Source organism: Myxosarcina sp. GI1 (assembly GCF_000756305.1).
Lineage (GTDB): Bacteria > Cyanobacteriota > Cyanobacteriia > Cyanobacteriales > Xenococcaceae > Myxosarcina.
This window is the reverse complement of the sequence record NZ_JRFE01000061.1, coordinates 23,016-49,704: the sequence shown is the minus strand read 5'-3', so window position 1 is coordinate 49,704 and position 26,689 is coordinate 23,016. Positions and strand designations below refer to the sequence as shown.

At 40.9% G+C, this 26,689-nt stretch carries 25 protein-coding genes and 2 pseudogenes; 15 read left to right on the top strand and 12 right to left on the bottom strand.

Translation table 11 applies throughout. The features are described 5' to 3' along the window. Positions 1-39 precede the first annotated feature (39 nt). On the bottom strand, positions 40-816 hold the full coding sequence (locus KV40_RS30815) for a globin domain-containing protein (protein ID WP_036489427.1): 777 nt from the start codon (positions 814-816) through the stop codon (positions 40-42). Positions 817-870: 54 nt separating this feature from the next. Continuing rightward, positions 871-1,638 carry a cyclopropane-fatty-acyl-phospholipid synthase family protein gene (locus tag KV40_RS30810; RefSeq protein ID WP_036489425.1) on the bottom strand — a complete coding sequence of 256 codons (768 nt, stop codon included), beginning with the start codon at positions 1,636-1,638 and terminating at the stop codon, positions 871-873. Positions 1,639-1,775: 137 nt separating this feature from the next. On the opposite strand from KV40_RS30810, the gene KV40_RS30805 reads away from it, so the two are divergent. Continuing rightward, entirely contained in the window at positions 1,776-2,486 is a 711-nt protein-coding gene (locus KV40_RS30805; RefSeq protein ID WP_036489423.1) for a Crp/Fnr family transcriptional regulator, read from the top strand. Between the two features lie 82 nt (positions 2,487-2,568). Here the strand turns inward: KV40_RS30805 and KV40_RS30800 are convergent, their stop codons facing one another. The 5 genes and pseudogenes from KV40_RS30800 to petC form a co-directional block, all read right to left on the bottom strand. Then, on the bottom strand, positions 2,569-3,024 hold the full coding sequence (locus KV40_RS30800) for a YeeE/YedE family protein (RefSeq protein WP_036489422.1): 456 nt from the start codon (positions 3,022-3,024) through the stop codon (positions 2,569-2,571). Positions 3,025-3,054: 30 nt separating this feature from the next. Continuing rightward, positions 3,055-3,471, bottom strand: a complete 417-nt coding sequence (locus tag KV40_RS30795) for a YeeE/YedE family protein (protein ID WP_036489421.1) — start codon at positions 3,469-3,471, stop codon at positions 3,055-3,057. 155 nt (positions 3,472-3,626) lie between these two features. Then, positions 3,627-4,115 (bottom strand): rhodanese-like domain-containing protein, encoded by a 489-nt coding sequence (locus KV40_RS30790; RefSeq protein WP_036489419.1) that lies wholly within the window; start codon positions 4,113-4,115, stop codon positions 3,627-3,629. An 84-nt stretch (positions 4,116-4,199) separates the two neighbouring features. Further along, positions 4,200-4,614, bottom strand: a pseudogene (locus KV40_RS30785) (FAD-dependent oxidoreductase); the annotation flags it as partial. 15 nt (positions 4,615-4,629) lie between these two features. Next, entirely contained in the window at positions 4,630-5,163 is a 534-nt protein-coding gene (gene petC, locus KV40_RS30780; RefSeq protein ID WP_036489417.1) for a cytochrome b6-f complex iron-sulfur subunit, read from the bottom strand. Positions 5,164-5,873: 710 nt separating this feature from the next. Between petC and KV40_RS30775 the strand changes: the two genes are divergently transcribed. The 4 genes and pseudogenes from KV40_RS30775 to KV40_RS30760 all read left to right on the top strand — a co-directional run bounded on the left by KV40_RS30775 (position 5,874) and on the right by KV40_RS30760 (position 7,534). Then, entirely contained in the window at positions 5,874-6,455 is a 582-nt protein-coding gene (locus KV40_RS30775) for a DUF3365 domain-containing protein (protein WP_036489415.1), read from the top strand. 70 nt (positions 6,456-6,525) lie between these two features. Next, complete coding sequence (locus tag KV40_RS35475; RefSeq protein WP_156114269.1) at positions 6,526-6,678, top strand: hypothetical protein; 153 nt, start codon at positions 6,526-6,528, stop codon at positions 6,676-6,678. 12 nt (positions 6,679-6,690) lie between these two features. Beyond that, positions 6,691-7,014, top strand: a pseudogene (locus tag KV40_RS30765) (DUF3122 domain-containing protein); the annotation flags it as partial. Between the two features lie 115 nt (positions 7,015-7,129). Continuing rightward, complete coding sequence (locus tag KV40_RS30760; RefSeq protein ID WP_036489413.1) at positions 7,130-7,534, top strand: metalloregulator ArsR/SmtB family transcription factor; 405 nt, start codon at positions 7,130-7,132, stop codon at positions 7,532-7,534. Between the two features lie 30 nt (positions 7,535-7,564). On the opposite strand, the gene KV40_RS30755 is transcribed toward KV40_RS30760, so the two are convergent. After that, the gene (locus KV40_RS30755) at positions 7,565-8,908 is read right to left on the bottom strand and encodes an FAD/NAD(P)-binding oxidoreductase (RefSeq protein ID WP_072013952.1); all 1,344 of its coding nucleotides are present in this window, start codon (positions 8,906-8,908) and stop codon (positions 7,565-7,567) included. A gap of 235 nt (positions 8,909-9,143) precedes the next feature. Between KV40_RS30755 and KV40_RS30750 the strand changes: the two genes are divergently transcribed. Genes KV40_RS30750 through KV40_RS30740 form a run of 3 tightly spaced genes read left to right on the top strand, consistent with a single transcriptional unit; the run spans position 9,144 to position 11,123 of the window. Further along, positions 9,144-9,845, top strand: a complete 702-nt coding sequence (locus KV40_RS30750; RefSeq protein WP_036489410.1) for an MBL fold metallo-hydrolase — start codon at positions 9,144-9,146, stop codon at positions 9,843-9,845. A 32-nt stretch (positions 9,846-9,877) separates the two neighbouring features. Beyond that, on the top strand, positions 9,878-10,321 hold the full coding sequence (locus KV40_RS30745; protein WP_036489408.1) for a beta-lactamase hydrolase domain-containing protein: 444 nt from the start codon (positions 9,878-9,880) through the stop codon (positions 10,319-10,321). Positions 10,322-10,343: 22 nt separating this feature from the next. Next, positions 10,344-11,123 (top strand): sulfite exporter TauE/SafE family protein, encoded by a 780-nt coding sequence (locus KV40_RS30740; RefSeq protein ID WP_036489405.1) that lies wholly within the window; start codon positions 10,344-10,346, stop codon positions 11,121-11,123. Positions 11,124-11,331: 208 nt separating this feature from the next. Here the strand turns inward: KV40_RS30740 and adhE are convergent, their stop codons facing one another. From adhE to KV40_RS30725, 3 genes are all read right to left on the bottom strand, one after another. Continuing rightward, positions 11,332-13,971 carry a bifunctional acetaldehyde-CoA/alcohol dehydrogenase gene (adhE, locus tag KV40_RS30735; protein ID WP_036489402.1) on the bottom strand — a complete coding sequence of 880 codons (2,640 nt, stop codon included), beginning with the start codon at positions 13,969-13,971 and terminating at the stop codon, positions 11,332-11,334. A 136-nt stretch (positions 13,972-14,107) separates the two neighbouring features. Next, positions 14,108-14,878: a pyruvate formate-lyase-activating protein gene (pflA, locus tag KV40_RS30730; RefSeq protein ID WP_253274436.1), complete on the bottom strand. Its 771-nt coding sequence runs from the start codon at positions 14,876-14,878 to the stop codon at positions 14,108-14,110. A 45-nt stretch (positions 14,879-14,923) separates the two neighbouring features. Further along, on the bottom strand, positions 14,924-15,457 hold the full coding sequence (locus tag KV40_RS30725) for a universal stress protein (protein WP_081942975.1): 534 nt from the start codon (positions 15,455-15,457) through the stop codon (positions 14,924-14,926). Positions 15,458-15,758: 301 nt separating this feature from the next. Between KV40_RS30725 and KV40_RS30720 the strand changes: the two genes are divergently transcribed. Next, complete coding sequence (locus tag KV40_RS30720) at positions 15,759-16,373, top strand: 4Fe-4S single cluster domain-containing protein (protein WP_036489500.1); 615 nt, start codon at positions 15,759-15,761, stop codon at positions 16,371-16,373. A gap of 89 nt (positions 16,374-16,462) precedes the next feature. On the opposite strand, the gene pflB is transcribed toward KV40_RS30720, so the two are convergent. After that, entirely contained in the window at positions 16,463-18,691 is a 2,229-nt protein-coding gene (gene pflB / locus KV40_RS30715; RefSeq protein ID WP_036489396.1) for a formate C-acetyltransferase, read from the bottom strand. 516 nt (positions 18,692-19,207) lie between these two features. Here pflB and KV40_RS30710 point away from each other — a divergent pair. From KV40_RS30710 to KV40_RS30685, 6 genes are all read left to right on the top strand, one after another. Next, on the top strand, positions 19,208-21,985 hold the full coding sequence (locus tag KV40_RS30710) for a bifunctional acetate--CoA ligase family protein/GNAT family N-acetyltransferase (protein WP_036489394.1): 2,778 nt from the start codon (positions 19,208-19,210) through the stop codon (positions 21,983-21,985). 80 nt (positions 21,986-22,065) lie between these two features. Further along, positions 22,066-22,566, top strand: a complete 501-nt coding sequence (locus KV40_RS30705; RefSeq protein WP_036489392.1) for a DUF2231 domain-containing protein — start codon at positions 22,066-22,068, stop codon at positions 22,564-22,566. A 52-nt stretch (positions 22,567-22,618) separates the two neighbouring features. Then, positions 22,619-23,218 carry a DUF2231 domain-containing protein gene (locus KV40_RS30700; protein ID WP_036489390.1) on the top strand — a complete coding sequence of 200 codons (600 nt, stop codon included), beginning with the start codon at positions 22,619-22,621 and terminating at the stop codon, positions 23,216-23,218. A 9-nt stretch (positions 23,219-23,227) separates the two neighbouring features. Further along, on the top strand, positions 23,228-24,121 hold the full coding sequence (locus KV40_RS30695) for a cytochrome c oxidase subunit II (RefSeq protein WP_036489388.1): 894 nt from the start codon (positions 23,228-23,230) through the stop codon (positions 24,119-24,121). A gap of 135 nt (positions 24,122-24,256) precedes the next feature. Further along, positions 24,257-25,897 (top strand): cytochrome c oxidase subunit I, encoded by a 1,641-nt coding sequence (gene ctaD / locus KV40_RS30690; RefSeq protein ID WP_036489387.1) that lies wholly within the window; start codon positions 24,257-24,259, stop codon positions 25,895-25,897. A gap of 181 nt (positions 25,898-26,078) precedes the next feature. Continuing rightward, entirely contained in the window at positions 26,079-26,687 is a 609-nt protein-coding gene (locus tag KV40_RS30685) for a heme-copper oxidase subunit III (protein ID WP_036489385.1), read from the top strand. Positions 26,688-26,689 lie beyond the last annotated feature (2 nt).

The window sequence follows — 26,689 nt, the reverse complement described above, 5'->3', positions numbered from 1 at the left end:
GGATTGGGTGTAAGGGAGATTTGCAAATCGCCCCTACGGTCAAATTGTTTGATAAATTTCTTGTTCGCGATTAATAAAAATCTCGGCTAAAGCTTGATAAGCTTCCGTCCATGCCGTCATCACATCGTCTGTTGCTGCATCTCCCAATACATCTTTGATGGCTTGTAACAAACATTCCCCCACGATAGGATACTGTTCTGGTAAAACGTGAGTGGCAACATGACGATGAGCGATTTTATTCACTGCTTCTTTTAAAGCCCCAAGGTCGTCAATATGAATAGCATAAGCATATACCGCAGTTGCCAGTTTAGCTGGTTGAGTACCATTAGCTTGTGCTGACATATCGAATTGAGATTTTACTTCAGGATGACTGGCAAACATGATTTCGTACATTCGTGAGGTAATAGTTTGACCGTGTTGTTTAATTACGGGAGCGGTGGATTTAACAATATCGATAGTTTTTTGACTCACTTTTTTCTTAACTGGCAGATGTTCGGACAAAGCCAGAGTAAATGCCAGATTTTCTCTAGCTTGCAAAGCATGGGGCGCATTAGCGGGCATAAACACAAATACCCCTGGTGCTAAAGCAATATCTTTTTCTTCCAATTCGAGGTTTCCCTTTCCTTCTATTACGGTAATGACAGCATTGCGAGTGGAAGTGTGTTCTTCGATTTCTGTATTTTTTGCCAAACAAAACAAGCTGTACTGACTGTTATTATCCTTGAGTAAAACTTTGCTGAGAATGCCGCTAGAAGGATATTTGATTAAATCCTGTAAGGTAGTGGTAAAAGAGTTGTTGGATATTGTGACTGTCATAATTTTTCTTTGGTTATTTGTCTTTTGTAGTTTGTAGTGAGTAATAATTAATGTCTACTGACTGATAAAAACGATGTAACCGATGTTTTTGCCCTTTTGTTGAAAAACACGGCGCATTTGCAGGATTCTTTGGCGTAAATGGGGGTTAGTTAAAATATTCCATATAATTTTGACTGTTCCTAATAATCCTTCATCTCTTACCATCTGACTAAAATTGAGTAATCCCATTTTTCCTGTTTGCTGTTGCTCTATAGTTAAACCCGCATCTTTACAGGCTGTTGACCACTCCGAGACAGTTAAAGGATTAGCATTGACCCGAATAGATTCAGAGAGACTTTTACGCGCTTGTTCGGCATTGTCGCGGACAAACATTTCATGGGAAAGAAACTTACCCCCTGGTTTAAGACAGTTTCTAATTCCCGATAAGATCTTGGCTTTCCCTATATCCGACTGCATGGTTAAAATCGCTTCAGCCAAGACATAATCGAATTTGTCTGTAATCTTATCTAACCGAGAGATATCCCCTTCTATAATAGTTACTCGGTCTGATAATCCCGCAGCTTTAATATTTTCCCTAGCTTTAGCCACGCTGTCTGGATTTTTCTCGATTCCTAATACACGCACGTTAAATCTTTTTGCCAATTCGATCGCACTTTCTCCGAAGCTTGCTGCTAACTCTATTACTGTCTCTTCTGGTTGAAAATTAGCCCAAGCAAACAGTCGTTCCGTTGCTTTTCTTCCCCCAGGGCGTAATATCTTCTTTCCTGCTGCTGCTAATACTTGATGACCAGGTGCGGTGGCAAAATTAAGAGTAGTTGTCATGAGTCATATCCAAACTCGATAATCTTACTTTCTCATCAAGTTTTGGTTCCGTCTTTGAGGTAGCTCATGTTTGAGAGTAAAGTTTTATCGAGAACTATTAAACTGCTTTTACATAGAAAACTATAGTTTTATTCAAAATGATTGTGAAAGGTTACTCGTCTCTGGCTCAATTAAAACAAATATTGATTTTTCAAGATGTTGCTACCACACAACTAGAAAGCCTCGTTCGCTGTAGTTACGTTAGAGAATATCTGCAAGATGAAATAATAATGCACGAAGGAGATCGCATCCCCCAACAACTCCATGGTTTAATTAAAGGAAGATTAGAAATCAAAAAAACTGCCGACAACGGTAAAGAAACAATAGTGCGCCTCATTCCTCCAGGTGAGCTGTTTGCTGCGCCAGCCATTTTTGGTAACGAAATTTCTCCTGCAACCGTAATCTGCCAAGTAGAGTCGCAAGTATTAACTATCGATCGCGAAGCCTTATTACAGGTAATTTCTCAGTCGCCAGAAATTAGCTTAAGGATACTAGAAGTATTTAACCAGCGTCTACAACAACTTCACGATACAGTACACGGACTAATTTCCGAACGAGCAATGGTGCGTTTGGTTAGATTAATCCAATATTATGGCGATCGCGATGGTACTTATTCTGTACCCCAAGGCGATTGTTTAAATATTAAACTGCCTTACTATCAAATTGCTCGCAGTATTGGTATCACCTATGAAGAATGCGTACGGTTGTTTAAAAAACTGAAAGGAATAGCGATCTATCAAAGAGGCGGAACAATTATTGTTCGAGATTGGCAACGATTGGCAGTAGCAAGCAATTTGATAGATAACTAATGCTGCTATTTGAAGTTGCGATCGCTTGGAGATAGAGAAATAAATTCGTTATCTTTTATAACAGCAAACTCAAAATTGACTGCTATTGCTTTACTTCCCGCTTATTAACAGAATTATCCTTGAAAGACAACTCTGTATACCATTGATAGGCAAGTGAGCCAATAATAAATGCAATGATAAACAGAATTGGATTCGGTATTCCCAACACTAAAGCGGTAATGCCAGGACCAGGACAGTAGCCTGCAATTCCCCAACCAATACCGAAAATCGCAGCACCGAGAATCAAGGGTAGGTCGATATCTTTTTTGGTAGGTAAATAAAACTTATTACTGTAAATTGGATGCGGCAAACGCAGTACAAAGCGAAACGCAATTACTGTAACCCCAACCGCACCACCCAAGACAAATAACAGGGTGGGGTCCCAGTCTCCTGAAACATCTAAAAATCCCAATACGCGATCGCGATCGATCATTTGAGAAAGACTTAATCCAAAACCAAATAACAATCCAGATAAAAGAGCAATTAATTTCTGTCTCATTTTCTATGACTAATGACCAATAACCAATAACTAAACAACATGATGAGTAATAAATACCGTTAGAATAGCTGTAATTATAAAAGTAATTACCGCAATTAAAGAACGGAACGATAATCGACCCAAACCACAAACACCATGACCGCTGGTACAACCATTTCCCATCCGCGTACCGACACCGACTAGAAAACCACCAACAATCATCGCTACTGGTGCAAAAGAAGATACGGGGGTAGGATCTGAGTCAAAGACATATTCGTAGATCGAACCCCCTCCGAACATTCCTGCAATAAACAGCCACCGCCAATTCTCTTCTGACTGGAATTTGATTGCACCGTTAACCATGCTACTAATACCAGCAATGCGACCATCAAAAGCAAGCAAAATCGTTGTACTCAGTCCAATCAGCATCCCACCAATTAAAGCTGAAATCCAATTAACTTCTGCCATAATAGATACTACTATGTTTTTTTTGATTAAACAACTAAATAGTTATATATTAATATAACTTTTTTTTAAATAGAAAAAGGGTATAATATTGAGTTTCTAGCTCTTATATAGCTGTCCGCACCTTCGGATAGGATAAAAAATAAATCTGAATATCTTTATTTTTCCAACTCTTCACCTGCTGCTTTCCAACCTTCAATACTGGGAGGAAAACCCCGAACGTTATCGTATCCGAGCATTTGTAGAGCCATAACTCCCATTGCAGTTCGATAACCCGTAGAGCAGTAAAGTATTACAGGACGAGTTTTCGGAATGTGATCGAAATTATCGGTCAAACTGCGTAAAGGAAGATTAATTGCTCCTTTTATATGACCAGCAGCGTATTCCTTCGGCTCTCGAACATCTACTAATAGTGCTTGCTGTTCTTTCCCCAGAGTTTTAACTTTATTTATCTGTCTAACGGTGTAATAGTCGCGGGGTATAGAAACCAAAAACTGCTGTACGGTAGTTAGGTTGCGATCGCTTAATGCCTCAACTTTATCTGTGGTTTGAGTAATATTACTAGCAGCAAAAGTAGGGCTGACTGTTATAAAAGTACCAAAATAGAGCCAAATTCCCAAACAGAAGGGAGCTAAAAGTTTTTTCATTTACTATTCTATTCTTTATAAAACAAGGGGACTAAAATACTTTTAAAAACCATAATTTTTTACTAGTAAAATCAGCGAAATTTGCTATACAGATACAGCTAGATTATCCAGATTCGGTTTAGCACCCTTGATTTTACGCAGATCGCGCCATATTTGCGTGCCAGCTAAAGCCCCATCCCCTACAGCGATTGGCGTGAGCCTGTGCGCGGAGCGCAATCGCCACTTGATTAAGTCCGATTTTGAGATCCTCAATAGCAAAGATGCGGGGATGGGAGGTGCGTCCTGTTTTATCGGTGACAAGATAATCCCGTTCTTTTTCGAGATTGAAGTTAGAGAGATAGGTATGGTGGTAACGAGAACCCATTGCTAAAAGACCTGTTTCCAACTTCACCACCGAACTATCTACTAGTTCCACTTCAGTCATGTGATGATTTTCTCCTAGAAATTGCTTAATTGGGGTTTCCACCAGACGATAACCTAACTTTTGAGATTCAGTTTTCGACGAAGAAAACATCTAAACCCACCAGGGTTGTTTTCCTGTTCGGGGATCGGTTTCAGTCCAGGGAGAAATGCGAATATAATCTCCTTCAATGTTAATATAAGCCAGTCGCAAAGGTAGAGGCGCAGGACCTCTTACTACTCTACCTTCAGGGTCATAGCGAGAACCGTGACAGGGACATTGAAATTGAGCGTCATTTTCATTCCAAGGAAAAGTACAGCCTAGATGGGTGCAGTTATCCACGATTCCCCAAGGATGCAAAGTTCCATCTTTTCTAACGGTGAGATAGGTTGGTTCACCTGCTAGTCCCGCCACTAAAGCCCGAGTTTCAGGTGGTTCTGCTAAAATTTGACTGGCAGGAATTAGATTACCGTTTATATCTTTGGCAAAAATCGAACCATCTTCACCCACTTCAGAAGGCGGGACGAAATATTTACCCACCGGATAAAGGGCTGCACCAGCAGTAGCAGCAATAGCTGCCCCAGTCAAAAAATTTAGCAATTGTCTGCGGGACATAGATGGACTTTCTAAGGAAAGTCTTTCCTCCATTGGTTGATACCTCCTTACATATTTATTGTTTAGTTTTGTTGGAAATGACGAGTATTGATATTTAATAAGCCACAAAGCATACTAAAGCACCAATCGCTAAAACCACAGCAGCATATGCGGCGTTGTTTTGAAAAGAAAGTTTATACTATTTAAAATTAATTATATAACCATTTAGTAGTTTAATCAAGAGATGGACAAGATAAACTTTATTAAATCCAGAGAATCAATTAGGTTTTACAGTGAACTTTTTTGAAGTCAATTTTTGAATTCTTTGACGAATTTCGATATTCTGTTATTATCGCTATATAATTTATTGGTTATATAAACATAAAAAATATTTGAACGCACTAAACTAAAACAAGCCATTGTTTTTAAGCATTTACAGTTGCTTAAAAGTGCAGGTGTTGTCGCTTGTCGCCGAGCCGGTATCTGTCGTTATTATCGCTCTAGATTTACTCGATTTATGCGCCCTTTTGGCAATCGCCAAAAGGGCGGTGGGCTTTAGCCCAATCGCGATAGCGACTACCGAAATTCTTGCGTAGCGCACCCTTTAGGTAATAGATAAAGCCAGAATCCCTAATTCATCTTCTTTAATAACTTCTTTAACTTATAACTATATGGAACGTCCCCAACTACCTAGTCTCTTAGCTACTACTAAAGAATTAGGTTTAGTTTAGTCATTTATTGAAAACATATTTAGAACATCGAAAATGAAGCATTTTAACCGAATTTTAATGGGATTTGCCGTTATGGTGCTGCTGTTAATTGCGAATCCTTCTCTCGCTAACACTCAAACAGATCCCGTTCAGTTAGCTAAGGCGGTACAGGAAATTGAAAATCTCGATGCCATGCGCTCTGGATTAGCTTCAACCTTAAAAGATTCAACCACCGAACCGACAGGAGAAACCTTTAAAGAAATCTGTAAACCAGTAGGCATGAGAGCCAAACAATTGAGTAAAGAAAATGGCTGGCAAGTCAAACAGATTGCTACCAAGTATCGTAACCCAGCCCATGCACCTGATAATTTACACGCTGTTATGGCATTAGCAAAGTTTGAAAAAGATCCTGAGTTGATGGGATTTTGGGATTCAGAAACCATTGATGATCTACAAGGTACTCGTTATTATCGTCGCATTAACGTTGAATCTAGCTGTCTTGCCTGTCATGGCGGTGAAGATGCTCGTCCACAGTTTGTTAAAGATAAATATCCTCAAGATTTGGCTTTTGATTTTAATGTCGGCGACTTGCGGGGAATGTATTCTGTATTTATTCCCTATCTGGAAGCTGAATAATTTAGTAGTCATTGGTCATTGGTAACAAAAGACGAAGGACAAAAGACAAATTTAAACAGGTAATTTCATAATGTGGTATCGAATTCGCGAATTTTTATCTAAGCTAGTTTTGGCAATTGCTCTAGTCTTGTTAATATTTATCGGTTTGGATAACTTTACTATTCAACCAGCTTTTGCTTCGATCCGTCAGATGGAGGAAGCACCTGAACAAGTATTAATTTAATCTCGACATACATTAAAAGATAATCGCGGTACTGCTTGGCAAGTAGTGTTATTCAAACGCACCAAAGCAGATGGTTCGAGTACGATTCATTTGCGCTTAGTAGATTTTCCAGGGTTAGCAGATTTTGCCCACCAAGTTAAAGCCAGAGGACATAATGTGATGTCCTTTACTGGATTTATCTTAGAGAAACTGCGATCTGAATATGCTCCTGCTGGCACTCAGGATTTATTGGCTCAACTGGATATTTTAATTGATGGTGCTTATATTCAATCTTTAGCCATAAATTCTCCCAATTCTCTTTCTTCCAGCAATCAACGAGTTCATGTCTTTAATCCTAATTAGTTATTCATATTGGTATATAGTACAACCATTTAGTAATATGGTTAGTAAGATAATCGTGACTATAAGTTAGCTATATTTCAATTTTGTATTAAATTGCTCGATTAAACTTATGTCTAGTAAAGTAACTACAAAACCTAAAACCCAACCAGTCAATCCCTCTAATGACTGTGGAATTGCCAAGCTATCACCTGCTGCACTCGGTTTGATGGCTAACTTTTTTAAAGTTTTGTCTGAAGTTAGTAGGCTACAAATTGTCTGTAGTTTAAAAACTGGGGCAAAGAACGTCAGTGAGATTGTGGAAGAAACGGGTTTGGGACAAGCCAATGTTTCTAAGCATTTGAATATGCTCACTAAAGCTGGCATCGTCGCTCGCGAACAGCAAGGAATTTGCGTCTACTATCAAATTACCAATCACTTCTTATTTGAGTTGTGCGATTTAGTCTGTGATGCTCTCTCTGCTCAATTTCAGCAGCAGCATCAACAGTTAGAGATGCTTAAAACCCTACGTCAATAGCTAGTAGTCTTGTTGACTAATTTTAATTGGTTAACAAGTACTGCTTTGCTCTTTGGTTTTGGTAAAAGAACTTCTATCACTATCCTTTTGTAATAGTCGGTTAACGGGCTTAAAAATATCCGCTTCAAAGGATTTTCCTTTGAGCATCCGATGCCAATAAATCCAGGGTAGAGCGTAAGCTTTAGCGAGAAACATCGAGTAGCGTTCTTTGGTCGGATCGAGGGGAAAAGACGGAGCGGGATTGCCTTCATAATCAAACTCTGCCATAATTGCCGAATGATAGCCCGTAATCAAAGGGCAACAAGTATAACCATCATATTGTCCCTTCAGTTGCCGACCATTCATTAGAGCCAGCAAGTTCTGCACCACTATGGGAGTTTGTTTGCGGGCAGCAGCAGCAGTTTTGGAGATTGGTAAAGATGAGGCATCCCCCAAACCGAACACATTGGAATAGCGATTGTGTTGCAAGGTATATTTGTGGACATCAACCCAACCTTTATCATTGGCTAGAGGGCTTTGCTCGATAAAATCGGGTGCGCTCATTGGTGGAGTGATATGAATCATGTCGTAATGGATGCTGACTTCTTTTATTCCCTTGTCAGTAGTAACATCGAAAATAGCTTCTTGGGTATCGGCTTTGATTTCTTTGAGATTGTGATTGAATCTGGTAGTAATTCTCCGTCTTTCAATTACTTTTTCTAAAGTTGCGTTGTATGCAGGAATGCTAAACATTAACGAACCCGCAGAACAAAACATAACTTTAGTATTTACACCCACTCCGCTCTTACTTTTGAAGTAATCATCTGCCATGTACATCACTTTTTGCGGTGCGCCACCACACTTTATCGGGGTATTGGGATAGGTAAAAATCGCCGTACCGCTCTTAAAGTTATTGATGGTTTCCCAAGTGTATGGGGCGTAATCTTTAGAGTAATTACTGGTGACTCTACCTTTACCCAATGCTTCTTTTAATCCTCTAACTAGATGCCAGTCGATTTGGATACCAGGACACACCACGAGATAGTCGTATTTTATCTTTAGCCCTTGAGTCAAGATTATAGTGTTGCGATCGGGGTCAAAAGTAGTAACGTAATCTTGAATCCATTTTGCTTTTTGAGGAATCACATCTTTTTCTTGCCGAATAAACTTATCTATGGGTGCGACACCACCGCCTACTAATGTCCATCCTGGTTGATAGTAATGCTTTTCATTGGGTTCGACTATCGCAATATTAAGTTTAGAATTCTGCCTGAGTAGTTGGGCTGCGGTAGTAATTCCTGCTGCTCCTCCACCAATGATGATAATCTGATAGTGTTCGTCGGATGAAATGCGATTTTTTTCTCTTAATGGCGATCGCTTGCTTGATGTTGACACAATAATTTCCTCGTAATTTTAAGTTGAATTTGAAAACTAATAAATTAGTCTTATTTATATTACTTTTATTGTACAACTATTTAGTTATATAAATAATTAAAAAATGTTGAACTCAAATCATCAGTCTTGACTTAGACACAAAGTATATTACTATATAATAATATAATGTTTTAACTGGATTAAAGCGTCAACTTAGCTCGTAATCATTACCTTGGTTTTAATGGAGAAGTTAACTATGCTATTTCGTCAACTATTCGATGAAGACACTTGGACTTACACCTATTTGATTGCAGACCGCAAGACCAAAGAAGCTGTTCTAGTAGATTCTGTTTTAGAACAGGTAGAACGAGACTTTCAATTACTCAACGAGTTTAGTCTGAAGTTGAAATACTGTCTGGAAACCCACATTCATGCCGATCATATTACTGGTACTGGTAAATTACGAGAAATGACTGGCTGCATAGGCATTGTGCCAGACAATGCCCACGCTACCTGTGCCGATCGCTATATCAAAGATGGTGAGATTTTACAGGTGGGAGATCTCGAAATCAAAGCGATCGAAACCCACGGTCATACTGATAGCCATGTAGCATATCTGGTAAATAACACCCACGTCTTAACTGGTGATGCTTTATTTATTCGGGGTTGTGGACGTACCGACTTTCAAAGTGGAGATGCGGGGACTTTGTACGATCGCGTTACTCAAAAGCTGTTTACTCTACCCGATGAAACTTTAGTATATCCAGGACACGACTACAGAGGACAGACGGTTTCCACTATCGGGGAAGAAAAACGGTTTAACCCTCGTTTTGTAGGCAAAGACCGCGACAGTTTTATCAGTTTTATGGATAATCTCAAACTGCCAAATCCCAAAAAGTTTATGGAGGCTGTCCCTGCTAACGAGCGTTGTGGCAAAGTAGCTTCCGCAATTGGTTAATGCAGTAAATATTAAGATTAGGAGTTTAACTGGTGCTACAACAAATTACTGAAGAATTGGCAATTGGCAATGCTGCCGAAGTAGAAAAACTAGAAAAAATAGCGCAGCAAGGATATCGCACATTTATCGATTTATGTCCCGCCCAGGAAGGCGATCGACTCAATGCGAGTTTAGTAGAAGCTCATGGTTTAGAATATTGTAGCGTTCCTGTATATCGTAACGATATCGATCGAAAGTCCCTGGAAACGTTTATGCAGACTATAGAGTCAGTACCGAAGCCAATTTATACTAGATGCGCTTCAGGTACTCGTGCTAGCTTGATGACTTTACTCTCACTAGCAACTAAAGAAAAATGGACGGAGTCACAATTTTTTGAACGACTAGCATCAATTGGATTTGCCTATCCTCCTAATTCTCCTCACGAGCGCTTTGCTCGTGGTTATTTACATGCCCTCAGACAAACAGTAGCAGAGTAAAGGTAAAAAATTTGCTTCTAAAATGATGAGAATTGTTGGATATATATTAGCCTTGTGTATCGGACTGAGTCTGGGCTTAATTGGCGGTGGTGGCTCGGTCTTAGCCGTCCCAATTCTAATTTATGTTATGGGACTAACACCCAAAACTGCGATCGCTACCAGTTTAGCCGTAGTGGGTATGGTTAGTATTATTGGCGCAATCTCTCATTGGCGACAGGGTAATGTAAATTTCCAAACTGCTGCGTTTTTTGCTCCTACAGCCATGATTGGGGCTTATCTCGGAGCGCGGATTGCCGATTTCCCCCTGATTACGGAAACTTTTCAACTAATTTGTTTTGGATTAGTAATGGTCATCGCTAGTGTTTTGATGATCGGAAAGAGGGGGAAAACATCTGAAAATCGAGAAGAAATTGTTGCCAGCAAGAAATATGATTTGGCAACTAAAAGTCACTGGTTAGCAATTCCCCTACAAGGCTTGGAAATTGGTATTCTTACTGGCTTCGTCGGGGTAGGAGGAGGATTCGTTATTGTTCCTGCTTTGGTACTTTTTGGTGGTATCCCGATGAAGGAAGCTATTGGCACTTCTCTATTAATTATTGCTTTCAATTCTGCTACGGGGTTTTTAGGTTATCTTTCCCAGGTTGAGTTAAATTGGAATCTGGTAATTTCCTTTACTATTGCTGCTAGTTTTGGTACTTTTACAGGTGCATATTTAACTCGCTTTATCGATGCCAAAAAACTTCAGAAAGGTTTTGGTTACTTTGTGTTAGCTGTTGCTGTGTTTGTCTTAATTAAGCGGTAATTTTCTTAGCTGGAAAAGTTGTTTTGTTTACTTTTAGGTTTAATGCTAGGAAAGCTACCAAAAGTGCCAACTAAATTTTGAAAGTTTTGAATTAATGGATGAAATAAGAACTTATTAGAATATTGACTAAAATGAAGTAAAAATTACATCATTTTAGTCAATATTTACACTAGAAGAGTCGGAGAGGTATCTTTGCGACTTGGTTTTACTATCTCCCTATCAAAGATGATGAAGGTTCGGAATGATACATCGTCGCTTCTAGTTTGCACCCGCGATAAGCTAAAGTATAAAGTTCCTGCAAGTCTTTAATTAGTGGATAGCGAGGATTAGAACCAGTACACTGATCGTCAAAGGCTTGTTCTGCCAGTGCTTCAATTTGCTCGTAAAACTCTCTTTCTTCTCCTGGTAGGGCTTCTTTTATAGTCAGGGGAATGCCAATTTCTGCCTTGAGATTGTCGATCGCACTTACTAATTTCTCTACTTTCTCATCGTGAGTATCACCGCCTAAATGTAAGTAATCGGCAATTTCGGCGTAACGTTCTTTGGCATGAGGAAATTCGTATTGCGGAAAAATTGCCTGTTTGAATGGTGCATCGGTGGAGTTATAGCGAATGACGTGGGTAATCATCAGGGCATTGGCTAAACCGTGAGGCAAATGAAAACTAGAACCTAACTTATGCGCCATCGAGTGACAAATACCTAAGAAGGCATTGGCAAATGCCATTCCTGCAATGGTAGCAGCGTAGTGAACTTTTTCTCTGGCTTCGGGATCTTTGGCACCTAGTTTATATGCCCTGGGGAGGTACTCAAGCAGTAGGGCAATCGCCTGTAATGCCAGACCATCGGTAAATTCTGTCGCCAGTACCGATACATAAGCTTCTAATGCATGGGTTAAGGCATCAATGCCACCAAAAGCCGTGAGAGATTTGGGCATATTAAGGACTAATTCGGGATCGACAATTGCCATATTGGGGGTGAGGGCATAGTCGGCGAGGGGATATTTAATTCCCGTGCGCTCGTCGGTAACGACAGCAAAGGGTGTCACTTCCGAACCAGTACCAGATGTCGTAGGAATTGCTACCATCTGTGCTTTACTACCGAGAGTAGGCAATTCGTATACCCGCTTGCGGATATCCATAAATCTGGTAGCGATGCCTTCAAATTCTACTTCGGGGTGTTCGTACATCAGCCAGATGACTTTGGCTGCATCCATAGGCGATCCCCCGCCAAAGGCAATAACCACGTCGGGCTGAAAGGTGTTGACTCTTGCCAATCCCATTTCGATGGTAGAAAGATCGGGATCTGGTTGAATATCGTAAAAAACTTGAACTTCGAGGTTCATTTCCTCTAAAACATCGGTGACTTCCTTAATCATTCCCAAGTCGAACAAGGGCTTGTCGGTAATAATAAATGCCCGTTTTTTACCCGCTAAATCTTTTAAGGCGACGGGCAGACAACCATATTTAAAATAGACTTTGGGTGGAATCCGAAACCAAAGCATATTTTCCCGTCGTTCGGATACGGTTTTAATATTAAGTAAATGATGAACGGTGACATTTTCACTCACGGAGTTACCGCCCCAGGTACCGCAGCCTAATGTTAGAGAAGGATCTAACTTAAAGTTATACAAATCGCCGATCGCTCCTTGAGATGAAGGAGTATTAATCAGTACCCTGCCAGTGGAGACGTGAGAATCAAAATAGTCGATGCGATCGCTGTTGCTAGGAGCGGTATACAATACAGAGGTATGCCCCCTTCCTCCTAGTAAAATTAGCTCTTCGGCTTTATCTGTCGCCGCTTCAAAGTCAGCTACGCGATACATTGCCAACACGGGCGATAGTTTTTCGATGGAAAATGGTTCTTGGCTGCCCACTGCCTCGATTTCCCCGATTAAAATTTTAGTACCTTTGGGGATCTCTATTCCAGCTAGTTCGGCGATTTTAGCAACCGATTGACCGACAATTGCGGCGTTGATATGTCCGTCTTTAACTAAAACTTTACTAACTGCGGTTCGTTCTTCAGGAGAGAGAAAGTATGCCCCTCTGAGGGTAAATTCCTGCTTCACTACTTCGTAAACTTCATCGACAACTATTACCGACTGTTCCGAAGCGCAAATCATGCCGTTGTCAAAAGTTTTGCTCAATAAAATCGAACTTACCGCTAGAGGAATCTCCGCAGTCTCATCGATGACGGCGGGAGTATTGCCAGCACCCACCCCTAATGATGGTTTGCCCGAAGAATATGCTGCTTTGACCATTCCCGGTCCTCCAGTAGCGAGAATTAGATTGATATTGGGATGCTGCATTAGAGCCTGGGAAAGTGCTACTGACGGTTCGTCGATCCAGCCAATAATATCTTCTGGCGCACCTGCTGCGATCGCAGCATCTAAAACTATTTTGGCTGCGGCGATGGTGCATTCTTTGGCTCTGGGATGGGGTGAGAAGATAATGGCATTGCGGGTTTTTAAGGCGATTAAAGCTTTAAATATTGCGGTCGAAGTGGGATTAGTCGTCGGTACGATCCCAGCTAATACTCCTACTGGTTCGGCGATTTTTTTAATGCCGTAGTGAGAATCAGATTCAATTACGCCACAGGTGGATTCTTGTTTGTATTTATTGTAGATAAACTCCGAAGCAAAGTGATTTTTAATTACTTTATCTTCCACCAGTCCCATATTTGTCTCTTTGACGGCTAATTTAGCCAAAGGAATTCTCTGTTCGTTAGCTGCTAAAGCGGCGTGTTTGAATATTTTATCTACCTGTTGTTGAGTAAAACTAGCATATTGAGTTTGAGCTGCTTTTACTTTTTGAATGAGGAGATTTAGCTGTTCTTGATTGGTAACTGTCATAGTTTTTATTACTATTAATTAATTGTTAGTTATTAGAAGCCAGGAGACAGGAGAAAATATACTCTTTGCAAGCTTTACCTCATGACTTAGACTAGTCAATTGTTAAAGGATGAATGACAAAATACAAATAACAAAATTAATAAGCTTTCATCCCGTATTCTTGAAAAATGTTTTTAGCAGTGGCAACTAGTTCTGGTGATGCGGGAGGGATATTTTTTAGTTGATATTCATAACCCAACCGCTCCCATTTATACTCTCCCATTTTGTGAAAGGGTAGAACTTCGACGCGTTCGACGTTGTTTAAACTAGATACAAACTTAGCTAAACCTCTAATATTGTGAGGTGGATCGGTAAGATGGGGAACTAAAACAAATCGAATCCAAACTGATTTACTAATCTCATTTAAATAGCGTGCAAAATTGAGAGTTGGTTCGAGAGATACGCTAGTGACTTGTTGATAGATTTTAGGGTCAAAAGATTTAATATCTAGTAATACTAAATCTACATACTCTAAAAGACTTTTTGCTGTAGTTAAATTGACATAACCAGAAGTATCTAAAGCCGTGTGAATTCCTAATTCTTGACAACGCCGAAAAATCTCACCGACAAACTTTGGCTGCATCAAAGGTTCGCCACCCGTTACCGTTATCCCTCCTCCAGAAAAATTCATATAGGAACGATATTTCTGGATATCTGCGATTAATTCATCAACCGTAACTTCTTTACCATCATTGGGATGGCGACAGTCGGGATTATGACAGTAAAGACATCTCAATGGACATCCTTGGGTAAAAATTACATACCTAATACCAGGTCCATCAACTGTGCCACAAGTTTCAATCGAATGAATTTTACCTTTAGTTGAAGATTGAGGAGTGGTTGTCATTACTCGATCTTTGATAGTCATCAGTCATTATTTGCGAAGGACAAATAACGAAAGACAAAGGACAAGTTAAACTTTTTGGTGGACGAGCATAATATCACAGGGAACGTGATGTGAAACATAGTTACTGACACTACCTCTCAGCATTTCGTTAACACCTTTTCTACCGTGACTGCCAATTACAATCAAGTCTGCCTCCCATTCTCGGGCAGATTGGCAGATTTGACGTTCTGGTTCGCCGATTTCCTGGACGAATTCTGCCGAAACTCCAGCCTGCATAGCTTGCTCTGCTAGAGATTGTAGATATTCTAATTTACTTTCTACTTTGAGTTGCCATTCCTGCTGCGCGGTTTCATCTACTCTGTGAGCATAATATCCACTACCTGCTAAAGCAACTGTATTGCGGTATTCTGCTTCGGCAGGAGAAATAACATTGAGTAACTGTAGTTCGGCATCAAATTTCTGAGCCAATAATAAACTCTGTTCAAAGGCTTTTTGGCTGAGTTGGCTATCATCCAAGGCGACAATAATTTTACAATACACTATTAGACTCCATTTAGTTTTGGTAACAATAGATACTTCAACTTTTTTAGCGAACTCCATAAATTTTGATTGCGTAATCAAGTCTATTTATTTATTATTTAATTTATTACATTGTAAAAAAAAATTACTGAATTAAGCATTAATTTAAGTTTTTTTTGATATTTGACATGATATATAGCTATGTTTTTTAGGGAGTACTTGAGGATCGCCTGTTGTTGACTTTTTATTTTATTGTTAACAATCTAAGACAGTTAGAGCGAGCGTGTAATAATACAAGTAGCAATAAGTTTTATTCATAATTACTATAGAAACAAATTGCTATACATATTGAAGATAGTCAATGACTAATCGAGAAAATAAAATGAGCAAAACTAAGATCGATCCCTATTTGCAACTCCTAGAAATTCCCCCAGGACATCTCAATATTATGGGCTACGTTGATGAATCGGAAGTAAACGGTCCTGGTAGCAGAGCAGTAGTCTGGTTACAGGGATGCCAGAGAGAATGCGAAGGCTGTTTCAATCCCGAATCTTGGTCATTTGAAATTAATCGATTAATTTCTATCGACCAATTAGTAGCAAAAATATTAAATAATTCTAAAAACACTGGGGTAACTTTTTCTGGTGGAGAACCTTTTTGGCAAGCAACAGCTTTAACCGAAGTTGCTAAAAAAGTTAAAGCAGCAGGACTAAATGTAATGTCATTTACTGGCTTTACTTTAGAAAGATTACAGTCAGAATATGCTCCCGCTAGTAGTAAAGAATTGCTGTCACAACTCGATATTTTAATTGATGGTGCTTTTGTCAAATCTATAGCAGTTAATAAGCCTAATTCTTTAGTTTCATCTAGTAATCAAAAAGTTCATGTTTTTAATCCCGTGCTAAAAAATAAACTCGATTGGGCGAGCGACCAAATAGAGATACATATTCAGAAAGATGGTAGTCGAATTATTACTGGTTTTAGAGGTTCTTTATGATAGATTTAGATTTTTGTTAGTAGTTAATAGTTTTTTGTTCGCCTACTAACCACTAACATCATCTTTATTGACCTATTGTCTAACTTACTTCAAACTCTTTCGTGGAAGGTACGATTGATTACATCCAACTGTTGTTCGCGGGTGAGTTTGATAAAGTTGACCGCGTAACCCGATACCCGAATGGTTAGTTGGGGATAGAGTTCGGGGTGTTCCATCGCATCGATTAAAGTTTCGCGATTTAACACGTTGATGTTGATATGGTGTCCCGTATCGTGGAAATAACCATCTAACATTCCTGCCAGGTTATTAATTTTGCTATCTTCAGTTTTGCCCAAGGCTTCGGGAACGATGGAGAAGGTGTAGGAAATGCCGTCTTGAGCGTGTTCGTAAGGCAGTTTGGCTACAGATTCTAATGCAGCGATCGCGCCTTTGGTATCCCGTCCGTGCATGGGGTTGGCACCAGGGGCAAAGGGTTGTCCTGCTTTGCGTCCATCGGGGGTGTTGCCTGTTTTCTTGCCGTAAACGACGTTAGAGGTAATGGTGAGAATTGACTGAGTGGGGACGGCGTTGCGATAGGTTTTGTGCTGGCGGACTTTGTTCATAAAGTCTTCCACTACTTTAGCGGTAATTTTATCGACGCGATCGTCATTGTTGCCGAATTTGGGATAATCTCCTTCTATGGCGTAATCTACTGCCAAGCCGTCATCGTTGCGAAGCACTTTGACTTTGGCATATTTGATTGCCGATAAGGCATCCCCCACTACCGATAAACCAGCTACCCCACAAGCCATCGTCCGATAGACATCGCGATCGTGCAGTGCCATCTCCAGACGCTCGTAGCAGTACTTATCGTGCATATAGTGGATGACGTTGAGGGTGTTGACGTAGAGTTTTGCCAACCAGCCCATCATTAAATCGAATTTAGCGGTAACTTCTTGATAATCTAAATATTCCGAAGTTATGGGGGCAAACATCGGGGCAATTTGTTCCCCTGCTTTTTCATCCTTACCACCATTAATGGCATAAAGCAAGGCTTTAGCTAAATTAACCCTGGCACCAAAGAACTGCATCTGTTTGCCGATCCGCATACCAGATACGCAGCAAGCAATGCCGTAGTCGTCGCCGTAGTAGCCACGCATCAGATCGTCGTTTTCGTATTGAATGGAACTAGTGTCGGCAGAAACTTTAGTGCAGAAGCGTTTGAAACCTACGGGCAGTCTTTCCGACCAAAGAACGGTAAGATTTGGTTCTGGCGCAGGACCTAAGTTGTATAAAGTGTTTAAGAAACGGAAGCTGCTTTTAGTAACTAAAGTTCTGCCATCTTCTCCCATCCCGCCAATAGATTCTGTTACCCAAGTGGGATCGCCCGAAAATAGTTCGTTATAAGCCGGATGGCGTAAGAAACGCACCATCCGCAACTTCATCACGAAATGATCGATAAGTTCTTGAATTTCTGCTTCGGTCACGTCCCCATTATCTAAATCCCGTTGGCAATAGATATCGAGGAAGGTAGATACCCTACCCAAAGACATTGCCGCGCCGTTTTGTTCTTTAACTGCCCCAAGATAGCCAAAATAAGTCCACTGCACTGCTTCAGTCGCATTGCTTGCGGGTAGAGAGATATCGCAACCATAACTAGCCGCCATCTCTACAAGTTCTTTGAGTGCCCTAATTTGTTCGGAAATTTCTTCCCGCAGGCGAATTACCTCTTCGTCAAAGGTATCTACTTCCAGGGACGACAATTGTTGTTGTTTGTCTGCAATTAGGCGATCGCAACCATATAAAGCTACTCGACGATAATCGCCGATAATTCTACCCCTACCGTAAGCATCGGGCAAGCCTGTAATAATCCCCGAATGTCGTGCCAACTTCATTTCACGGCTATAGGCATCAAAAACACCATCGTTATGTGTCTTGCGGTATTTGGTAAAAATTTCTTGGGTTTGGGGGTCTAACTGATAACCATAAGCTTCGAGGGAACTTTTAACTACCCTTATGCCACCAAAGGGCATAATGGCTCGTTTGAGTGGTTTATCGGTTTGCAAGCCGACGATTTTTTCTAAATCTCTATCTATATAGCCTGGGGCATGAGCGGTAATTCCAGAGGGGACTTTAGTATCTGTATCTAAAATACCTTTTTCTCGTTCTACTGCCATTAAGTCTTTGACTTTCTCCCAAAGCCGATGGGTAACTTCTGTAGTGCTGGCTAAAAATGAGCCATCTCCTTCGTAGGGGGTGTAGTTTTGCTGAATAAAATCGCGGAGGTTAATTTCTTCCGTCCATTTACCTGAAACGAAGCCTTTCCATTGCTGCAACATATTAAGATATACCTCCTATGTTTCCACTTGAGTGTATGCTCTACTAATGCTTTGTCGTTTTTTTTCTAATTTCAATTTATCATAAAAAAACAAAGTTTTTAGCATTTTTAGATTAAACAAATTGAATTTATTGAGTACATTTGAGTACATTTATTAAATCTATTAATAGATTTAACAAAAACCTTGCTCAATTTTATTTTTAGTGAAAATTTCGGTTTAACCAAAAAAGATAATGTAGACAGAATTCTTATGTCATTAAGCTTTGACTATAATTCTAAACTAGCTAAACGAAAGTTAAGTTAATTTAACATTTCTAATAAACAACTTTTATATTGTTTTAGTCAAGAAATAAAATCCATAATCGCCATCTTTTTTTTGTCCAATTTAAATAATATTTTCTTTTACGGATCTTAATAAAAAATAAAAAGCAAAATAGCCAACATTTTTCAACCAAACAATTGCTTATAATCGAGTAGAAGAATCGAGCTGGCTCCACATCAAATCTCGGAAAGTATTATGACTATCTCCATGAATCTAACCGTCGATCCCGCCCATGACATTGCCAACTATCGACGGCGACCTCTAGAGGCAATTTTTGCCCCCAAAACTGTAGCCGTTATTGGTGCGACAGACCGTCCTGGCAGTGTAGGTAGAACTCTACTCTGGAATTTAATTAGCAATCCTTTTGGCGGTACGGTATTTCCCGTCAATCCCAAACGAGATAACGTTCTCGGTATTAAAGCTTATAAAGATATAACTGCTATTAATAGCGCGATCGATTTGGCAATAATTGCTACTCCAGCCCCTACAGTCCCTATGGTGATTCGTCAGTGTGGAGCGGCTGGAGTTAAAGGAGTAATTATTCTCTCGGCAGGTTTTAGAGAAATCGGTACGGTAGGAATAGAACTAGAACGGCAAATACTCGATGAAGCACACCGCCACCAAATACGGATTATCGGACCAAACTGCTTGGGATTGATGAATCCGCGTAATGGTCTAAATGCCACCTTTGCGGGTGCTATGGCACGTCCTGGAAATGTAGGTTTTATCAGTCAAAGTGGGGCGTTGTGTACGGCAATTTTGGACTGGAGTTTTCAGGAAAATATTGGCTTTAGTGCTTTTGTTTCTATCGGTTCGATGCTGGATGTGAGTTGGGGCGATTTAATTTATCATCTCGGTGACGATCCTTATACTACTAGTATTGCTATTTACATGGAGTCAATTGGCGACGCTCGTTCTTTTCTCTCGGCAGCTAGGGAGGTGGCGTTGACCAAACCGATTATCGTAATTAAAGGGGGACGCACTGGTGCGGCAGCCAAAGCAGCAGCTTCTCATACGGGTACGCTAGCAGGTAGCGATGACGTTCTAGATGCGGCATTTCGTCGTTGTGGTGTATTACGAGTAGACACCATCGAAGACCTATTTAATATGACGGAATTGCTGGCAAAACAACCCCGTCCTAAAGGCAAACGTCTGACTATTCTGACTAATGCGGGTGGACCAGGAGTGCTAGCTACCGATGCCCTTATTAGAGAAGAAGGAATTTTAGCTACTCTATCTTCTGAAACTACTACTGAGTTAGATAAAGTCTTACCACCTCATTGGAGTCATCACAATCCTATAGATATTTTGGGCGATGCTACTGCCGAACGCTACAGTCAAGCTTTAAAGATCGCGGCAGCAGATAGTAATAGTGATGGACTGTTGGTTATTCTCACGCCCCAAGCCATGACCGATGCCACAAAAATAGCTACCCAATTACAAGAAACCCTAAAAGAGCTAAATGGTAAGCCTCTGCTGGCAAGCTGGATGGGGGGAGAAAACGTAGCCGAAGGCGAAGCAATTCTCAATCGTGCGGGGATTTACACTATACCATATCCCGATACGGCGGCACATCTGTTTAACTTGATGTGGAATTATAGCTATAACCTCAAAGGTTTATATGAAACTCCCGAACTAGCAGAAGCAGGAGACGATAATAGCAGTCATACTCAAGCGACAGTACTTTTAAATAAAGTTAGAGCTACGGGTCGTACTTTACTGACTGAATACGAATCGAAACAGTTACTTGCTGCCTATGGCATTCCTACGGTAGTTACCGAGATTGCTACCAGTGAGGATGTAGCAGTGGAAATAGCCACTAAAATCGGTTATCCAGTGGTTCTCAAACTCCACTCGGAAACTATCACTCACAAAACCGATGTTGGTGGAGTGTATCTCAACCTAAATAACGCCGATGCTGTTAGGGATGCCTATAATTCTATTAAAAACTCTGTCGAACAAAACCATCTTCCAGACTCCCTATCCCCCAATCTCCCCATCTCCCAGTCTCCTTTTCTCGGCGTTACCGTACAGCCTATGGTCAAACTCGATGGCTACGAACTAATTATCGGCAGCAGCATCGCTCCCCAGTTCGGTTCCGTACTGCTATTTGGCACTGGGGGGCAGTTAGTAGAAGTATTTAAAGACCGCGCTCTCGCCTTGCCACCATTAAATACGACACTGGCACGCCGAATGATGGAGCAAACCCGCATCTATGAAGCACTCAAAGGTGTTAGAGGTCGAAAAGCCGTAGATATGTCGGCATTAGCTAAATTGATAGTGCGTTTTAGCCAGCTAGTAGTAGAACAACCTTGGATTAAGGAAATTGATATCAATCCGCTGCTAGTCTCAGAAGATAGACTATTAGCTCTAGATGCTCGCATAGTGCTTCACGATAGCAAAACTAACGAGTCCCAATTGCCCCGCGTTGCCATTCGCTCTTATCCTACTCAATATACAGAATGTTCGACTTTAAATGATGGTAAACGAGTAACTATTCGTCCCATTCGTCCCGAAGATGAACCCTTAATCGTCAAGTTTCATCAATACCTTTCTGAGGAAAGCGTTTATTTTCGCTACTTTCATCTGATTAATCTACAAGCTAGAGTTGCTCACGAAAGATTGACCAGAATCTGTTTTATCGATTACGATCGCGAAATGGCTCTGGTAGCAGATTACCTCGATCCCGTTACGGGAGAAAGAGAAATTTTGGGTGTAGCTCGTTTGAGTAAAATATATGGTACTGATGAAGCGGAATTTGGTATGCTGGTTAGCGATCGCTATCAAGGTCGGGGATTGGGCAAGGAGTTACTAAAGACCTTAGTCGATATTGGTCGTCAAGAACAATTAAACTGTATTATTGCCGAAATTCTTCCCGAAAATCGACCCATGCAACGTTTATGTTCCAAGCTAGGATTTAGAGTCGAGCGACATGGGGATGTGGTAACAGCTTATTTAGATCTTCTTTCATAAAATAACTTGTTTGTCGATAAAGATTATTGCTAACTGTAGCGAACTGCGATTTTTAGTTTAGTAAACTAGGAATAAAAAAAATGTTTGAAAATTTACTTCCGCCACTTAACGACCACAATTTACCCTATCCCGATACCATACATCCCATAGTGGTACATTTTGTCATTGCAATGGTGTTATTTGCCTTTTTCTGTGACGTGGTAGGTTATTTCAGCAAAAACTATAAGCTTTTTGAAGTTAGCTGGTGGAATATGTTTTTTGCTACCATTTCCATCTTTATTGCAGTGGTATTTGGGCAAATAGAAGCAGGTTTGGCACTCGCTTATGATGCCGTCGAACCAGTATTAAATTTACACACTATTATTGGCTGGTCGCTATCGGGAATTATTGCGGCAGTTACAGCTTGGCGTTATGTAATTCGCTCGCAAGATCCCAAACAAATGCCTGTAGCTTACTTAGGAGTAGGGCTGTTGTTAACTGGCTTGGTCTTGTACCAAGTATACTTAGGAGATGAATTAGTTTGGGTTTATGGTTTGCACGCAATTCCCGTAGTTGAAGCAGCCAAGGAGGGACTTTTATAATTTTGTCATTTGTAACCAATGACAAATGACCAATAACTAATGACTAATAACAATGAATCCAGAATTAATCGCTCGATTAGCACTAGGGGCAAATGGGCTTCCTTACTCGATTCCCATTCATCCCAACTTAGTACATCTCACTCTAGGCTTATTTATTATTGGTATTGCTTTTGATGTCGTGGGGCTGCTATTTCCCTTTGACAAGGTGGTATTCAAATATTTAGCCATTCCCGCCACTCGCTCTAATTTCTTTGATGTCGGTTGGTACAATATGCTGGCGGCAGCGATCGTTACCTTCTTGACAGTGGCGTTTGGTTTTTACGAGATTATGCTAGTAGATACTACTCCCAATATCGAAAGTGCCTGGGGTTTGGGAGCGATGGAAACTATGCTGTGGCACGGCGTGGGCGGAGTGTTGCTTTTAGCAGCGATCGTCGGTATGACTGTATGGCGGGGKTTTCAACGCTATGTCTGGTTTAACGACACCAGCCGACAAGTACAGTGGAGCTATCTATTAGTTGGCGTAATAATTATGTTCTTCATGTATGTTCACGGCACTTTAGGGGCGCAGCTAGCAGCAGAATTTGGCGTTCACAACACCGCAGGAAATCTACTGCGTTTGGGACAAGACCCCAACAAAATATTAAGATGAGGTGGCTTAGTGAAAGTCAAGAGAATTTTAACAATTGGCGCGATCGCTTTAGTCTTGGCGGGAATTAGCGTTTGGGTGGGAGAGTTATCTTATTCCTGGTTTCCTCCCCAAGCCTCGGCTGAAGCGATTTTAATCGATAAATTATTTAGTTTGTTAACGGCGATCGGTACGTTTATTTTTTTAGGCGTTACGGTAGCGATTATTTACAATATTATTTTTCATCGGGCGGGCAGATACGATACCAGTGATGGACCGCCAATAGAAGGTAACTTGACTCTAGAGATCGTTTGGACGGCAATACCTTTGCTAATCGTTTTTGGCATTGCTGCCTTTAGCTACCAAACTTACGATCGCATGGATTTACACGGCCCGACAGAAATTGCTCATTTACCGCAGGTTATAGAAGCTGCCTATGCCGATACTGGAGCGTTGACGACCGAAGCGATGACTAATATCGAGGTAGACTCCAAACAGTGGGCGTGGGTATTTCGCTATCCAGAGAAAAATATTACCAGCACCGAACTTCATCTACCCGTAGATCGACGCGCTCATTTGACGATGCGATCGCAGGATGTCATTCACGGCTTTTATATTCCCGCGTTTCGAGTCAAACAGGATATTATTCCTCCTAAAACCGTTGATTTTGAATTTACTCCCATTCGCGTAGGCAAATATCGCCTCAGAGATTCTCAATATAGCGGTACGTACTTTGCTGCCATGCAAACCGATGTAGTGGTAGAGTCGCCAGCAGATTACCAAAGTTGGTTAGATAATGCCGCCCAGCAAGCACCTTCTCCCGCCCCCATTCCCGCAAATCTCGAATATGACAAACGAGAAGCAGACTTGGCAGCATGGCAAACCGTCGTACCTGCCCCTGTACCAGTAGTTAATTATCATCCGTAATTCAGGGAACAGAGAAAAGAACACTAGCAATTAACAATTCAGGTTCAGTGGTCGCTTTAAATTAGAAAACCTGACAAAGCTTTCAAAGACTGCACCACCAACTACTAACTACTAACCACTAACCACAATCGCCACATGACAGTTACTTCAAATCCCCAAGAATGTATCCAAGAAAAGCCACCGAATTGGCGTAAATATTTTAGTTTTAGTACCGACCATAAAGTCATCGGCATTCAATATTTAGTTACCTCGTTTTTTTTCTTTCTTCTGGCTGGTGTGTTCGCCATGATTATGCGGGGGGAATTAATTACCCCCGAACCAGATTTATTAGACCGCACCGTATATAACGCCCTGTTTACCATGCACGGTACGATCATGCTGTTTGGCTGGACATTTCCTGCTTTGGTAGGACTAGCTAACTATCTCGTTCCCCTAATGATTGGGGCGAGAGATATGGCGTTTCCCCGTCTAAATGCTGCTGCATTTTGGATGATCCCTGTAGTGGGAATTTTATTTATCCTGAGTTTTCTCGTCCCTGGAGGTCCTTCTCAGTCTGGGTGGTGGGCATATCCCCCCGTTAGTTTGCAAAATCCTACGGGTAATTTAATTAACGGTCAATTTATTTGGCTGTTGGCGGTGGCAATATCTGGTGTTTCTTCCATTATGGGGGCAGTTAACTTTGTTACTACTATTATCGGGATGCGTGCCCCAGGAATGACTTGGTTTAAAACTCCTGCTTTTGTCTGGACGGTGATGGCAGCACAAATAATTCAGCTTTACGGCTTACCTGCCTTGACTGCTGGTGCAGTGATGTTGTTATGCGATCTTGCTTTCGGTACGGCATTTTTCGATCCCGCTCAAGGGGGCAATCCAGTTTTATTCCAGCACTTTTTCTGGTTTTATTCACATCCTGCCGTATATGTAATTATTCTGCCAATATTTGGCGTTTTTTCGGAAATTTTCCCCGTCTACGCCCGTAAACCCCTATTCGGTTATAAAGTCGTAGCAGTGTCTTCTATTATAATCACTTGCTTAAGTGGAATCGTTTGGGTACACCATATGTTTGCCAGTGGTACTCCAGGCTGGATGCGGATGGCATTTATGTTTACTACCATGTTAATTTCAGTGCCGACAGGAATTAAAGTCTTTGCCTGGGTGGGAACGATTTGGGGCGGTAAACTGCGTTTGGATACCCCGATGTTATTTGCTTTAGGCGGGCTAATAAACTTTGTCTTCGCGGGCATTACAGGCATCATGCTATCTTCCACCCCCATCGACATTCACGTTAACAATACCTATTTCGTTGTAGGACACTTCCACTATGTCCTTTACGGTTCGATGGTTTTCGGTTTATTTGCTGCCATCTATCACTGGTTTCCCAAAATGACAGGGAAAATGTACTACGAAAGTCTAGGGAAACTCCACTTCTGGCTATCCTTTATCGGTACAGCCCTCAATTTTCTACCCATGCACCCCGTAGGTTTAATGGGAATGCCCCGCCGAGTCGCTTCCTACGATCCCGAATTTGCCTTCTGGAACGTGCTGGCTAGTATTGGCGCATTTATTCTGGGCATCTCTACCATTCCTTTCCTGTTAAATATGGTCAGTTCTTGGATTTCGGGCAAACCAGCAGGAAACAACCCCTGGCGGGCAATTGGCTTGGAATGGCTGGTTTCTTCTCCCCCTGACGTGGAAAACTTTGAAGAAATTCCCATTGTTGTCTCCGAACCTTATGGCTATGGGAAAGATGAACCGTTAACGGAGAATTTAGGGTAGTCATTTGTTGTTAGTTGTTTGCGATCGCTCTTGATGTTTAATGACAAAAAACAAATTCAAACCCGATAATTATCAGCTAGTAGGTTGGGTTGAAGAATGAAACCCAACAAACATTATTAATTTATAGATGGGTTTCGCGATCCCTCTACCCATCCTACTAATAAATCAACAATTAATAATTATGACCAGTTTAGACCCTACTTTAAACCAAGAAGAATTAGCTCAATCCAGTCACGTAGCCCACGAACATGAAGATAATAGAATGCTGGGCTTTATTATCTTTCTGCTTTCTGAAAGTGTTATTTTCCTCAGTTTTTTTGGGGGATACATTATCTATAAAACTACCATGACGGATTGGCTTCCTCCTGGCGTGGAGGGGTTGGAAGTTAGAGAACCAGCTATTAATACTGTAGTGTTAGTCTCTAGCAGTTTTGTAATTTATATCGCTGAAAGGTTTTTACACAAAGAAAATCTCTGGGGTTTCCGCATCTTTTGGCTGTTAACAATGGCAATGGGTAGCTATTTTCTCTACGGACAAGCTGTGGAATGGAATAGCCTGGAATTTGGTTTTACCTCTGGTGTTTTTGGTGGAACTTTTTACCTGTTAACAGGCTTTCATGGTTTGCACGTTTTAACAGGAATTCTCTTACAAACCATCATGTTAACTCGTTCTTTTTTACCAAATAATTATGAAGGTGGACAATTTGGGGTAGAAGCTACTTCTTTGTTTTGGCACTTTGTTGATGTGATTTGGATTGTTTTGTTTATTTTGATTTATGTTTGGCAGTAGTA